Annotated in this window: 16 protein-coding genes; 12 read left to right on the top strand and 4 right to left on the bottom strand. The window is 39.9% G+C overall.

Annotated elements, in window-relative coordinates; genetic code table 11:
• Positions 1–8 precede the first annotated feature (8 nt).
• Positions 9–1,649: a glycoside hydrolase family 13 protein gene (locus NSQ49_RS02240; RefSeq protein ID WP_251283744.1), complete on the top strand. Its 1,641-nt coding sequence runs from the start codon at positions 9–11 to the stop codon at positions 1,647–1,649.
• Positions 1,650–1,724: 75 nt separating this feature from the next.
• On the opposite strand, the gene NSQ49_RS02235 is transcribed toward NSQ49_RS02240, so the two are convergent.
• Positions 1,725–1,880, bottom strand: a complete 156-nt coding sequence (locus tag NSQ49_RS02235; RefSeq protein WP_201306591.1) for a hypothetical protein — start codon at positions 1,878–1,880, stop codon at positions 1,725–1,727.
• Between the two features lie 133 nt (positions 1,881–2,013).
• On the opposite strand from NSQ49_RS02235, the gene NSQ49_RS02230 reads away from it, so the two are divergent.
• Entirely contained in the window at positions 2,014–3,429 is a 1,416-nt protein-coding gene (locus tag NSQ49_RS02230; RefSeq protein ID WP_251283745.1) for an FMN-binding glutamate synthase family protein, read from the top strand.
• Positions 3,430–3,463: 34 nt separating this feature from the next.
• Here NSQ49_RS02230 and NSQ49_RS02225 read toward each other — a convergent pair whose 3' ends face one another.
• Both NSQ49_RS02225 and NSQ49_RS02220 read right to left on the bottom strand, forming a co-directional pair.
• Complete coding sequence (locus NSQ49_RS02225; RefSeq protein WP_251283746.1) at positions 3,464–4,954, bottom strand: spore germination protein; 1,491 nt, start codon at positions 4,952–4,954, stop codon at positions 3,464–3,466.
• 114 nt (positions 4,955–5,068) lie between these two features.
• The gene (locus tag NSQ49_RS02220; RefSeq protein WP_251283747.1) at positions 5,069–5,959 is read right to left on the bottom strand and encodes a TetR/AcrR family transcriptional regulator; all 891 of its coding nucleotides are present in this window, start codon (positions 5,957–5,959) and stop codon (positions 5,069–5,071) included.
• A 186-nt stretch (positions 5,960–6,145) separates the two neighbouring features.
• On the opposite strand from NSQ49_RS02220, the gene NSQ49_RS02215 reads away from it, so the two are divergent.
• A complete protein-coding gene (locus tag NSQ49_RS02215) occupies positions 6,146–7,687 on the top strand; it encodes a DHA2 family efflux MFS transporter permease subunit (protein WP_159869221.1) in 1,542 nt (513 codons plus the stop codon).
• A gap of 127 nt (positions 7,688–7,814) precedes the next feature.
• Positions 7,815–8,237 carry a metallothiol transferase FosB gene (gene fosB / locus NSQ49_RS02210; protein WP_159869224.1) on the top strand — a complete coding sequence of 141 codons (423 nt, stop codon included), beginning with the start codon at positions 7,815–7,817 and terminating at the stop codon, positions 8,235–8,237.
• A 42-nt stretch (positions 8,238–8,279) separates the two neighbouring features.
• Here fosB and NSQ49_RS02205 read toward each other — a convergent pair whose 3' ends face one another.
• Positions 8,280–8,462 carry a hypothetical protein gene (locus NSQ49_RS02205; protein ID WP_159869227.1) on the bottom strand — a complete coding sequence of 61 codons (183 nt, stop codon included), beginning with the start codon at positions 8,460–8,462 and terminating at the stop codon, positions 8,280–8,282.
• Positions 8,463–8,657: 195 nt separating this feature from the next.
• On the opposite strand from NSQ49_RS02205, the gene NSQ49_RS02200 reads away from it, so the two are divergent.
• The 8 genes from NSQ49_RS02200 to NSQ49_RS02165 all read left to right on the top strand — a co-directional run bounded on the left by NSQ49_RS02200 (position 8,658) and on the right by NSQ49_RS02165 (position 13,750).
• Positions 8,658–8,801 carry a hypothetical protein gene (locus NSQ49_RS02200; protein WP_201306592.1) on the top strand — a complete coding sequence of 48 codons (144 nt, stop codon included), beginning with the start codon at positions 8,658–8,660 and terminating at the stop codon, positions 8,799–8,801.
• 16 nt (positions 8,802–8,817) lie between these two features.
• Positions 8,818–8,982: a hypothetical protein gene (locus NSQ49_RS02195; protein ID WP_159869230.1), complete on the top strand. Its 165-nt coding sequence runs from the start codon at positions 8,818–8,820 to the stop codon at positions 8,980–8,982.
• Between the two features lie 167 nt (positions 8,983–9,149).
• On the top strand, positions 9,150–10,172 hold the full coding sequence (locus NSQ49_RS02190) for a VanW family protein (RefSeq protein ID WP_251283748.1): 1,023 nt from the start codon (positions 9,150–9,152) through the stop codon (positions 10,170–10,172).
• Positions 10,173–10,524: 352 nt separating this feature from the next.
• Complete coding sequence (locus tag NSQ49_RS02185; protein WP_251283749.1) at positions 10,525–11,463, top strand: CHASE3 domain-containing protein; 939 nt, start codon at positions 10,525–10,527, stop codon at positions 11,461–11,463.
• Positions 11,464–11,508: 45 nt separating this feature from the next.
• Entirely contained in the window at positions 11,509–11,880 is a 372-nt protein-coding gene (locus NSQ49_RS02180) for a methyl-accepting chemotaxis protein (protein ID WP_159869239.1), read from the top strand.
• A 71-nt stretch (positions 11,881–11,951) separates the two neighbouring features.
• Positions 11,952–12,119: a hypothetical protein gene (locus NSQ49_RS02175; RefSeq protein WP_341070301.1), complete on the top strand. Its 168-nt coding sequence runs from the start codon at positions 11,952–11,954 to the stop codon at positions 12,117–12,119.
• A 422-nt stretch (positions 12,120–12,541) separates the two neighbouring features.
• Positions 12,542–13,297: an SDR family oxidoreductase gene (locus tag NSQ49_RS02170; RefSeq protein ID WP_159869245.1), complete on the top strand. Its 756-nt coding sequence runs from the start codon at positions 12,542–12,544 to the stop codon at positions 13,295–13,297.
• A gap of 126 nt (positions 13,298–13,423) precedes the next feature.
• Positions 13,424–13,750: a hypothetical protein gene (locus NSQ49_RS02165; protein WP_251283750.1), complete on the top strand. Its 327-nt coding sequence runs from the start codon at positions 13,424–13,426 to the stop codon at positions 13,748–13,750.
• Positions 13,751–13,755: the final 5 nt, after the last annotated feature.

The raw sequence follows: 13,755 nt of genomic DNA, 5'->3' as shown, positions 1-13,755 counted from the left end.
TGGTCCCTGTGAATAAAAAGTGGTGGAAAGAAGCTGTTGTTTATCAAATTTACTGGAGAAGCTTTAATGATTCCAATGGTGACGGCTATGGTGATTTAAGAGGAATAATCGAAAAGCTTGATTATATCAAGAACCTTGGCATTGATGTGATTTGGCTGAATCCTTTTTATCAGTCACCAGACCGGGATAATGGCTATGATATTTCAAATTATTATGGAATTATGGAAAAAGCCGGTGATATGGCTGCCTTTGATGATCTAATTCATGAAATTCACCAGCGCGGAATGAAGGTCATTATGGACCTGGTTGTGAACCATACTTCTGACCAGCATCCCTGGTTTTTGGAATCACGTTCCTCAAAGGATAATCCGAAAAGAGATTGGTATATTTGGAAGGATCCAAAGGATGGCAGGGAGCCAAATAACTGGCGATCCTATTTTGCTCCTTCCTGCTGGGAATGGGACAAAGCAACAGGACAGTACTATTATCATTCCTTTGCAGTCGAGCAGCCTGATCTAAATTGGGAAAATCCCGAATTGCGCCAGGAAATCTACAAAATGATGCGCTTCTGGCTGGATAAAGGCATCGACGGGTTTCGAATGGATGTGATTAATTTACTAGCCAAAAAAGAAGATTTATCTAATGCAGAGAATCCTTATGATATTAGCTATCTCGCCAATAATCCGGGTATCCATGATTATCTTCAGGAAATGAACCAGGGAGTTCTTCAGCATTATGATGTGATGACTGTCGGCGAGATTCCGTTTGTTTCACCGGAAGAGGGATTGCTCTATGTGAATGAAAGCCGGAATGAATTAAACACACTGTTCCATTTTCAGGTCGCAGATGAAATGCCGGTATGGGACATGCTCAGATTTAAGGAAATCCAAACAAGCTGGTATGAGGGCCTTAAGCATAAGGGTTGGAATTCGCAATTCCTCAACAACCATGATCACACAAGACAGGTAACCCGCTATGGAAATGATGGCCAGTTTCGAGACCAATCTGCAAAGCTTCTAGCGGCAATGATTCATACATTACCTGGGACTCCTTATATCTATCAGGGCGAAGAATTTGGCATGACAGGTGTGAAATTTGATTCGATTGAAGACTACAATGACATTGCCATGAAGAACAAATATCATGAAGAAGTTTCTAAAGGGCGGGATCCAAAGGAAGTCTTTGAAAGTCTATTGCTTTTGAGCCGCGATAATTCCAGGACACCGATGCAGTGGAATGACAGCATTAACGCTGGCTTTTCTGATGGAGAACCATGGATCAAAGTGAATCCGAATTATAAGGAGATTAACGTTGAAGCAGCTCTGAGTGATCCAAACTCTATCTTTTATTTCTACAAAAAGCTGATTGAATTAAGAAAACAAAACGAGGTTATGGTATACGGGGATTATAAGGATCTATTGCCAGATGATGAACATTTATATGTATTTACACGCTCCTATAATGATATAACCTGGCTGATTGTTTTAAACCATTGTGACGAGGAGCAGACGTTCAACTTTGATGGCTTTCCAAATCGGGAACTGATTCTCGCAAATTACAGAAGGGACACGGAAGAGAATCAAGAAATAATGCTCCCGCATGAAGCGAGAATTTATGAGATTCAAAGACATAATAAGCAGCTGAATTAAGAAGGTAAGTGAATCAGGTCTGGTACTCCATATAAAAATAAAAGCCGGCATTTGAAAAGCCGGCTTTCTTCATTTTTAATTCTTCTCTCCAGCACTGGTTCTGGGGTCTGTTTTTTCGGGAGGAACCTTGGAAAGCTGGTCCATAGGCTCCATCATAGATTCAAGCAGACTTCCATTAACTTGTTTTTCTTTATCAATATTATACGGTCGATCATTCTCACGACTGTCCATCAATTCACCTCATTTTATATTTTTACATAGAATTTGCCTCCCGCATGGTTATTATTCCGAAAACCGGAAAGTCAAAGGTTAAATTCCCTTGCAATGGAAATAATGGAATTTAAAAGATCTATGGAGAAAACCAATGACTAAAATATTAATATTTGCAATACTGGCACTGATTTCCTTAATGTATATTTTTTTACTATTTATGTTAATTTACGGCTGGCGCTGGTTCATGAAGCGGGCAGTAAAGCAGGCTGGAAAGATCATAATGACAGACAGCTATCAGGAAAACATTATTGAGCTGATTCCAGGTTTCAGGCATTTGGGCATTCAAAATGCGCTTGAAAATAACCTGCGTGCGGAAACTGGAGATGTGCTGCATCGCCCATTTGGCTCATCGAAAAAATGGCCGCACCTTGATGAAATTACATTTATCCCAGCACAAACTTCACCTTTTCCCATTGATGGTGACGAAGACGTTGATGTGAAAGTGACAATTGGTCCAAAAGCGAAAAAACCGATGAAGATTAAAATTCCACTGATGATCAGTGGTATGGCCTATGGAATTGCTCTTAGTGAGCAAGTAAAAATCGCATTAGCAACAGCTGCCAAGAATACTGGAACGGCCATAAATTCCGGTGAAGGCGGAATTCTGCCCGAGGAGCTTGAAAGTGCCGGGAAATACATTCTCCAATTTTCTAAGACGGAGTGGGGCAAGGAAGAGAAGACTATTAAAAGGGCGGACATGATTGAAATTAAGCTGGGTCAGGGAGCTACATTGGGAATGGGCGGAAACATCTCCCCAGAAAATTTAACAGGTCGTGCAAGAGAAGTCATGGGGTTAAAGGAAGATGAAACTGCCCATATAATGGAACACTTTTTTGAAAAGCAGACATTGAAGGATTTAAAGGAACTGGTGGATGAGCTACGAAAAATGTCAGGAGGTGTTCCAATCGGTGCAAAAATAGGGGCAGGGGGTAAGATAGAAGAAGACATTGATCATTTAATCGAAATAGGTGTAGATTTTATTGCAGTTGATGGCGGACAGGGCGCATCTGTTGGTGCACCTCCCTTATTGGCAGATGATTTTGGTATACCAACCCTTCATGCTATCACGCGTGCCTCGAACCATCTTGAAAAAAGAAAAAAGAAGGGGGATATCAGCTTAATTGTTTCTGGCGGACTTTTTACCCCCGGACATTTTTTAAAAGTTCTGGCACTTGGAGCAGATGCGGTATATCTGGGATCTGTTATGCTGTTTACTGTGTCTCATACACAAACCCTGAATGCACTTCCTTTTGAACCTCCAACACAGGCTGTATGGAACGAGGGGAAGTTCACAGATGTATTCAAAACAGAAGATGGTGCTAAGTCGGCGGAAAAGTTCTTGACCGCAAGCACTGAGGAAATCAAACTGGCGCTTAGAGCCATGGGGAAAAAGTCATTAAAAGAATTATCCAGGAAAGATCTTGTATCTTATAATGAACTCACAGCAAAAATGATCGGAATCCCTTTTTCCTTTGAACCATGGGAGGATAAATCAACTAAGGCATAATGAAAGCCTGGCATATGTAGCCAGGCTTTCGTTGTTACTCATCAATATCTTTCTTTACTTTTGATTTTTTCTGAGGCTGAAACCTATGCGGATTTTGCGTTCTAAAATAAACTGGCCTTAATGGCTGAAACGGAAATCTGATAAATGAGTCTTTCAAGTCCCGATACCTGGGTGGATAAAACGGCTCCAAAAAAGGTCTGTCGAGTGATGTTAGCCTGATCATATGAGTTAACAAAATACAGGAACAGAAAAGCACTCCTACAAAACCCCATAATGTGGCAAAAAATAAAAACGGGAATCTTAGAAATCGGATCGAATTATTCATTTTGTAAACTGGTGTTGTAAAAGAGGCAAGAGCTGCCAGTGCGATAATGATTAACAGGACATTACTTGTCAGCCCTGCCTGCACAGATGCTGTCCCAATGACAATCCCGCCCACGATACCGATTGTCTGGCCTACTTTTGTGGGCAATCTGGCTCCAGCTTCTCTTAAAAGCTCTATTACCAGTTCGAGAATTAAGGCTTCATAGAAAGGCGGCAAAGGAATATGCTGTCTTGAAGTCACTAGTGTTCCTAACAAATCCGTGGGGATGAGCTCCATATGATAAGTCAGCGTTGCAACATATATGGACGTAATCTGTATTGAAAAAATAACAGAAAAGGCCCGCAATATTCTTGCGAAAGAAGCGATAGTCCAATTTATAAAATAATCTTCAAAGGAACTGAAGAATTCAGAAAACGTTGTAGGGGTAATCAGCACATGCGGTGACCCGTCTACGGCGATCACGACTTTTCCTTCAGCAAGGACAGCAGCTGCCCTGTCTGGTCTTTCTGTATCCAGCACCTGCGGGAAAGGAGAGTTCTTATTATCTGAAATAAACTGTGCAATATAGGAACTGTCAGTGATTTCATCAAAATCGATATTGTCGATTCTTTCTTTAACCTTGCTGACATAATCTGCATTCGTGATTCCCTCTATATAGAGAACCGCCACAACTGTTCTGGAAATGCTGCCGATAAAATATTCCTCAATGATCAGTTCAGAGGTGGGCAACCTTTTGCGGATTAAATTCAGATTATTCTGCAGTGACTCGACAAAGGCCTCCTTTGCTCCAATAACGGTTTGCTCGACTTCAGGGTGTGTCAGCTCCCTTACATAAGAACATTTAGCAGCCATAAAAGCTGCTTTATTATTCTCAGTTTCGGTTGTAATCATCACATAGCCATTTAATAGCAAATATTCAGCATTTGAAAGATCTTCGCAAATTTGAATGCTTGCAGATGGCAAAAGCCTCTTCAAATTATCTATTTTGTTGAAATTACCCTGAAGAAGCTGAGGGAGCAAACTTTTGGTGATCATCTTTTGGTCAGTCAGTGTTTTGTAATAAGTAAAGGAAAAACAGAGCCCAGTTTGTCTATTGCTATAATGTACTTTTTGAAAATCATGAGACCGTGAAAGCGACTTTTCAAGCTCCTCAAGTTCGACTTCTGACACAGGTCTCTTCTTTTTTAACATTTTTTCCATTCCGCAATCACCAGTTTGTTTCGGCTTTAAGTGTAGTGTTTCCGTTTTTGGAAAGATTATGAATGAACAGGGGAAATAGCAAAAAAGCCTGCTCCATTGGGGCAGGCTTGGGTTTTATACCGGTTCTTCCTCCCGAGGCATAAAGCAGGAAGAAACCAGCTTTTCAAGATTCTCAAATTCTTTGGCATCCATAAATTCGATACACCTGCTCAAAGATTGAAGTGCGCTCTCTATGAGGAATTTCCTTGGTTTTTTCGAATGAACTATCTCTTCCTGAATAAAGTCCAGAAGCTCCATGCAATCGTTCTGTTCTTTCTGCTTGATGGACTTCTTTAAGGTCAATATGGATTTGCAGAGAATATACAAATTACCATGATCTTTATTTCGAAATCTGTTTTCAATAAGCTCAGGCTTCAGCAGATAGTCACCGGCTGAACTTACCTCTTCAACGACCTTCCTTATCCTTTCTACACTATAGCGGACCACCGGATTAATGCTTGAAGAGAATTCAAAGAATTTAGTATAGTATTTTACGTTATGATGGAGGATGCCAAGGAACATAACGGCACAATCCAGAAGATATGGCTTCTTATCTTCCCCAAAAATTTCGATAAACCGTCCAAAAATCCAATCCACCATTCTAAGCTGTCCTTCTTTAATAAACTGCTTGAGTTCAGGGTCATTTGAAACAAGGACTTCTTCAAAAAGGGCAACCAGCTTATTGGTCCGATTCATATTCATTTGCAGTTCAATCTGCTGAGTGAATACCTCCAAGCTGCTTGGGCTCTGGCCAATAAGAAGTTTATTGCGTTCTGATTCCATTTTTTCATGCAATGTTTTAAAAATGGAAATAAGCAGTTCGTTTTTTGAAGAAAAATAGTTATAGAAAGTGCCCTTAGAAATCCCGCTGTAATCTAAAATATCCTGAATGGATGTTGCCTGAAAACCTTTTTCCAGGAATAATTGATGTGCTTTTTGTATAACATGCATTTTCCTGTTATTCATATATAATCACCTGTCATTTTATTTGAACTATGTGTATAACTTAATAGTACCTCAATGAATTAATTTACACAAACCCTCTATTTTACAAGGATTTTTTTGTTGCAAAAATTGAACTCATAGTATATTATATGATTTGTGTGTAACACGAGTATAAAAGAATGAACTGAGTGTACAGGAGGAAAAATAATGGAACAAGCAATAAATAATAAAACAGACCGGGCTCCTTATGGAATACTTGCTGTTTTAATGATCGGGGCATTCATTGCCTTTTTGAATAATACATTGCTTAATATTGCATTGCCATCTATTATGACAGATTTAGAAATAGAAGCGGCAACAGTGCAGTGGCTGACTACCGGTTTTATGCTGGTTAATGGTATCTTGATCCCGGCTACTGCCTTTTTAATTGAAAAATATACAGTCCGCAGGTTATTTATTGTGGCAATGGGCTTATTTACACTTGGTACGCTTGTCGCAGGGGTTGCGCATGAATTCCCAATTCTGCTGGGTGGCAGAATGCTGCAGGCTTCAGGGTCTGCCATCATGATGCCGCTGTTAATGAATGTCATGCTGATCAGTTTCCCGGTTGAAAAGCGCGGGGCTGCTATGGGTGTATTTGGTTTAATCTTAATGTTTGCCCCTGCAATTGGCCCGACTCTGTCAGGGTGGATTGTCGAACATTATGATTGGAGAATGCTTTTCCACTTTCTATCTCCACTAGCGGGAGTTATTCTGGTGCTGGGAGCTGTGTTACTTAAAGATAAGAAGGAAAAAGTAAATATCCGTATGGACGTATTTTCGCTCATTCTTTCAAGTGCAGGATTTGGAGGAATTCTTTATGGCTTCAGCTCTGCAGGAAATAAGGGATGGGATAGTCCGCATGTCTATTTAACGATTGTGATTGGTGTTATTTCTTTAATATGGTTTATCTTAAGGCAGACTAAAAGTGACCGCCCGATGCTAAACTTTGGCGTTTATAAATATCCTATGTTTGCACTGTCTTCTGCCATCGCCATGACGGTTAATATGGCACTGTTCTCCGGAATGATTCTAATTCCGATTTATGTTCAGACACTTCGTGGCATTTCACCGCTGGATGCAGGATTAATGATGCTTCCAGGTGCTATTGTGATGGCTGTTATGTCTCCATTAACAGGAAAGCTATTCGATAAAATCGGCGGCCGGATTTTAGCGATTACAGGTTTGGCCATAATAGTTGCAACCACCTATATTTTCAGCAGATTAACCCTGGAAACGACTTACACACAGTTAATCATCCTGAATTCTATAAGAATGTTTGGGATGTCCATGGTTATGATGCCTGTTTCGACTAATGGTTTAAACCAGCTGCCAAGACGTTTATATCCTCATGGAACTGCTATGAACAATACATTGAACCAGGTTGCAGGTGCAATAGGTACAGCCTTATTAGTAACAGTTATGTCAACAAGAACAGAAACACATGCTGCAGAAATTGCGAAAGAAGCAATGAAAGGCGGGGCTATGGCTAATGGCGGCCAAATGACGGAAGCTGCAGTGGCGGAAATGCAGCAGCAGGTTCTAATGAAAGCCATGCTTGAAGGGATTAACGATGCTTTCTTCGTAGCAACCTTTATTGCTGCAGCTGCACTTGTTCTGGCCTTCTTTATTAAACGTGCAACTCCTATGGAAGACCCTGTTGAAGAAGTAAAGCAGGAAAATATGGTACCAAAATTGGCTAAGAATTAGTCGCAAAGGGAAATCGAGGATTTCCCTTTTTTTATGCTTGGATTGGATATGAAACATACATGGACCGCCAGGCGTCTAATAGGTATGCAAGAATTTTACTTAAGTACTGATATGGGAGGCAGAACATATGGCGGTTAGGGGTATAAATCATTTCTTATATTCAGTTTCGGATTTGGAGAGATCGATACAATTTTATCAAGAGGCATTTAATGCGAAGCTCCTGGTAAAGGGCAAAACGACTGCATATTTTGATATGGCTGGGATCTGGATTGCCCTGAATGAAGAACGGAACATACCAAGGAATGAAATTGCTCATTCCTATACACATGTTGCTTTTACAGTCGATGAAACAGATTTTGAAAAAATGTGCAATAAACTAGAAGAGCTGAAGGTGCATATCCTGCCTGGCCGTGCAAGGGACACAAGGGATAAGAAATCGATTTATTTCACAGATCCGGACGGACATAAATTTGAATTTCATACAGGAACATTAAAGGATAGATTGGATTATTATAGAACAGAAAAAGGACATATGGAGTTTTTTGAATGAAAAAAGCCTGCAATGCTTACTGAGCATCTGCAGGCTTTCTAATTATCTATTTTTCCCAACTAATTTGATTGATTGATGTCCGCTGTGAGGGTGAGGTGAAAATAAAATATGATCCAAATACAGAGCTTCCAGCTTCCGGTCACTTAAATTGAACAAGCTATGATTTTGCTGGAATTTAGATAATGATAATAATTTGCTGATTAATGTTTCCCTGTTTAATGGCATGTATTAAACCCTCCTTTTGTTAAATATATTTTAATTCATATTTATCCGATTAGTCAAGTAGGAATTAAGTCTTTTCTTTCATGGTCAATTATGAACAATAAGTAAATAAGCTGCTCTCTATGAACCCCAAGATCACGAATAAAAAATACCCTGTGGCCTCAAAATAAAAACACTTTCAAATAAGGAGGCTGCTTCATGAATGAAAAGTGTTTTTATTGTGCGGCGGAGATAGTGGACAGACAAAAGCATCTGATTTCGTTTGATATGGCAGATAATGAACGGGAAGAAACACTCTGCAAGGAATGTTATAGTGAATGGCTTCATGGTATAAAAGGGTGAAACAGGGAGGATTAGCATGAAGAGAGACAAAAGCAGAAATGAAAAACCATTTGGTGAAGCGCCAGAAGAAGTGCTGAAAATCAGCTCAACTGGTTATGGTTTAGAATCCGTTGCGAAAAGGGAAGATTATTCAAAGGGTAAACAGCAGGAAAAAAACCCCTCAAGCTGCGGAGGATTATAAGCTGATAAAACGTCTGCTAAATGCGGCGTTTTTTAAATAGGAAAAAGGTACAACTATAACTTAGCGCAGGGCAGGAATACCTTAATTCGTCATTGAATACAAATAGAAAATGGCAACAGCTTCTTAAATAGAGAGAGGAAGAAAATATTCTATAAGCTGGGGGAAAAATGAGCAAGCGAAACTGGGGAATTTCAATTTTGCTGATTATCTGTTTCATGGGATTAGCAGGCTGTTCGGGGAAAGTCGCCACCAATGAGCCTGAGAAAAAGGCGGCGGTAGAAAAGTCTAAAGAAGAACAGCCTAAAGAGGAGGCGACGGCAGGGGAGCAGGACAAAAAGGAAGAAAAAAAGGAAGAAGTAAAACCAGTCGTGGTTAATGTCATTGATCCCAATTCAAATGCAGTTCTCAAGACCTTCAGTCCTGCTGAAATGGGATTTGGAGATAACGATGAAAAATATAGGGCAGATCTTGCCCAGTGGGCCAAAGAAATAGCACGAGGAACAGATGAAAAGAAAGGGTATGACCAAAGGATGACCCTTGATAAACTTGGTCCTGATGGCAATATTATTAAAGGGCAGCCAGAAATTATACTGGAAGAAAGCGAATTAGTGGATAAAATTTTTGCTGCTTCTGTAAGCGGCGGAGAAGTTGAATTGCCGCTCTATGTGTCGGAAAGCGGTTATGATCCAGCTGATGTTCCACATTTGGGGGAAGTAGTCGTTGCATCCTATACCACTTATTTCAACAGCGGTGTGGCAGGCAGGACCAAAAACATTGAACTCTCAGCAGAAGCCATCAATAATATTATTCTTGGCAATGGGGATCATTTTTCATTTAATACAACAGTGGGACCCAGTGATGAAGCGCATGGATATCAGCCCGCAGAAGAAGCCATTAATGGAAAGCTGGTGATGGGTATTGGGGGCGGTATTTGCCAAACATCCTCCACCCTCTTCAATGCAATCGATAAAGTTGGAGTAAGCTATGTGGAAAAACATCACCATTCCGTGACGGTGGGGTATGTCCCTAAGGGCAGGGATGCAACAGTATCCTACGGGGGTAAAGATTTCAGGTTTGAGAATACAACCGGGATTCCCCTGCTTGTAAAAGCACACTTCGGAAATGGAGTTCTAACAATTGAAATTAGAACCGCAAAAAAATATGAAGATATACTGAAGAAAGCCGTATAAGGCGGGCGGCACCTTTTTCATGATTCGAGTATAGGTGCCGACTGTCCTGGTTGTAGGACTTATAACGCAAGAAATAACAATTAGTTAAAAATAAGCAAATAGCGGAGGGGTTTGTCCACACCTTTCTTGCAGCTTTTAATACAATGATATAGAAGATCTCCTCCCTAAGGATCTTTGGTCTGCATAGTTGCCGCTAATCTGCCAGCCGGATTAGCGGCATTTTTTTTATAGGGGGAAAGAAAGAGAACTTTCTGTTAATATGCCACCCCAGGAAAAAAGTACCTAAATTGCCAGGTTGTTCATGATAAATTATAAGTATAATATCCTATTTTATCTGGAAATGAGGGAGATTATGAAATTATCTGTGGCAAAAAAACTGTTCTTCGGCTTTTTGTCTGTCATTTTATTATTTGGTTTTGCCGCCGTTTTCTCTAATTATGAACTCGGTAATGTAAACCGGGATTATCAAAGCTTAATAGATGAAAATGTCACAGAAGTGATGCTTGTGAAAACACTGAAGGCGGAGCTGATGAATGAAGCAGGGGGAATCCGCGGCTATCTCCTGACAGGCGATTATACATATCTAAGTGACTATGAAAGTTCCCGCAAGAGAATGGAACATCATATTAATAAACTGAATGAATTAACTGGCAGTAAAAACGAAAAGGAATTGGCGAGAGAACTGGAAGTGCTTCAAAAACGCTACCAGAGCATTATTGACAAAGAAATTAAGTTTAAGCTGGATAAGAATAATGCTTACATGTCATTAGTTGAAACCTCCGAAAAACAGGTTAGCCAGGATTTTAACAAAAAAGCGGACGAGCTTGTAAAATTTTATGAAACGCAATTAGAAGACGGGATAAATGAAACTGTTGCTGGCGTTAAATTCTCTCAGACAATTACATTATTAATTACCATTACAGCCATTTTTGCTGCCATGCTTATAGCTTATGTTATTAGCAGAATGATATCCAGGCCGATTATTATGGCTGCAGCAACGATAGACAAAGTGGCAGGAGGAGACTTAAGTCAAACCTCAATAAAAGGAAAAAACCGGGATGAAATAGGAGTGTTTATTTCCTCATTAAATAAGATGGTTCAAGACCTGAGATCTGTAGTCAGCCAGGTAAGAAGTACATCAGAACAAGTTGCATCAAGCAGTGAACAATTTGCTGCAAGTGCAGAAGAAAGTTCTTTGGCTTCAGGGCAGGTAGCAGGTATTTCTCAGAAAAATGCTCTTGGCATTGAACAGCAGCTTCACCGTTTCAGAGAGGTAACTTCTTCAATGTAAGAGATTTCATCCGGAATGGAGCAAATTGCTTAAAGCAGCGAGCTGATGCTTAAAGCAGCGGAAAAGGCTGAATTGTTAACTAAACAAGGCACTAACTCGGTCGATAATGTTGTAAGTCAAATGAATAAAATAAATACTTCTGAAGGCAGTGCTTCTCAGCATATTTATAAGCTGGAATCTCGATCATATGAAATCAGCAATATTGTGGAGATCATCACCAATATAGCAGAGCAGACAAATTTACTGGCACTGAATGCCGCTATTGAAGCTGTAAGGGCAGGTGACCATGGCAGAGGCTTTTCGGTTGTTGCTGACGAGGTCAGAAAACTGGCAGAGGGTTCCAAGCAATCTGCCATTCAGATTCAGCAAATGATAGTACAGCTTTTACTGAAATTGCTCATTCAATTTGTGATGTAACATTTAAAGTTGAGGAAGTCTCTTCTTCAGTAGAAGAAATGAAAGCCTTGACCACTCAGGTTATTGAAGTCATGTCAAATGTGCAGGACATTTCAGAAAAAAACGCAGCAGCTTCCCAGGAATCTTCTGCCGCAACAGAAGAGCAGCTCGCAACCATGGAAGAAGTTTCATCATCAGCGGGCTCACTGGCGAAACATGCAGAAGAATTACGGGTAGCGGTCTCGAAATTCAAATTATAAGTTTTTACTCTTTCCCTATTACCGTTAAGAACCATTTTCGATTTTTCCGGATTTTGAAGACTAGAAAGTTCACTTTAAACAAAGTAAACTGATCATTCCCCTATAAAATGAGAAATGAAGGAAACTTAAAAGTGTCAGAAAAATTAAGTTGCTTTTTAATGGTTTTGAAGATATGCTCAAACTAGGTGATATACGACGGGGAATTGAAATCTGACATGTAGCATAACTTGTAATCATTTAAAAAAAGAACATCGCCCTCTATGTTGAGGAGATGCTAATTTTAAAAAAATGGTTATAACTAGAATTGCCTACTATGGTTTTTCAAACCTATAATTCGCAGATACCTTGTTGTGTATCTGCCTTTTTATTTGAATCTAAACTAAAAGCCGGTCACGGTAAGCCCTAAATGGAGGGAAAGCTGAATGATCAACCAGCAGACTAAAACCGCAATAGTTACAGGTGTCAGCAGCCCAAATGGAATCGGTGCTGCTATTTGCCGAAAATTAGCCAGGCAGAACTTTAATATATGTTTTACTTATTTTGATGCTGTCCCCCATTGGGAAACAGAATTCAGCAAGAAAATATCAGAATCCGGTGTAGCATGCAAAGGACTCGAAATTGACTTATCTAATGTTCAATCCGCAGAAAAGGTGCTGGAATTAGCAGTAATGGAAGTTGGAGAACCAATGATACTTGTAAATAATGCAGCTCATTCGACAAGTGATGGCTATCTTAATTTTGATTCAAATATTTTGGACGCACACTATGCAGTTAATATGAGAGCTGTATTTATTCTGTGTACAGAATTCGCTAAAAGGTTTCCAGAATGGAATTTACCTTACGGACGAATCATTAATATGACCTCCGGCCAAGATTTGGGAGTGATGCCGGGAGAATTAGCATATGCCTCTACTAAAGCAGCCATTACTGCATTTACCAGATCTTTGTCAACAGAAATTGCTCATTTAGGCATAACTGTCAATGCAATCAACCCCGGCCCTACGGACACTACATGGATGAATGAAGACATTAGAAACCATCTTTTGCCTAAGTTTCCGGCAGGAAGAATAGGTCAGCCGGAGGACGCGGCAAACCTGGCAGCATTTCTGGCAAGTGATGAATCAAAGTGGATAACAGGTCAGGTGATTCATTCGGAGGGAGGGTTCATTCGAAGTTAACAAAAGCAAGTGACATTTACTTAACAAATTAAAGCTATTTATATCATTTTTGATGCAAAATACCCAAAAGGGTTCATTGATCTCCTCCAAAGGTGTATAAATAGAAATAATAGAGGGGAGAGACCTATGATAAACTTATTGAATGACCCTGAAATTGTGAAAATGTGTGAAACTGCTTCCCCGCATGAAATGGTTGAACATTTAACAGGAGGAAAAATAAGAGGACTTGAAAAAATCGCATTGGCTACACTCGCAAACAGAAAACAGCTGCCGTATAATGTCGTAAATGTCCTGATAGTTTATTTTTTCAGCGCATTTGGCAATAAAGTATATGACCGAAATGACCTTGCCAGGCTTTATGATTACTGGGCATCGAATCATGTGTACAGCTTTGCAAAAGCACAGGAAATGACTGAAGAGAACATTGAAAAAATCCTGGCAGTCTTAAAATGATAGGG

Origin of the sequence: Cytobacillus sp. FSL R5-0377, assembly GCF_038004385.1 — a bacterium.
In the GTDB taxonomy this organism is placed as follows: Bacteria; Bacillota; Bacilli; order Bacillales; family Cytobacillaceae; genus Cytobacillus.
The sequence above is the reverse complement of the archived record's forward strand: the minus strand, read 5'-3'. Positions and strand labels throughout refer to the sequence as shown.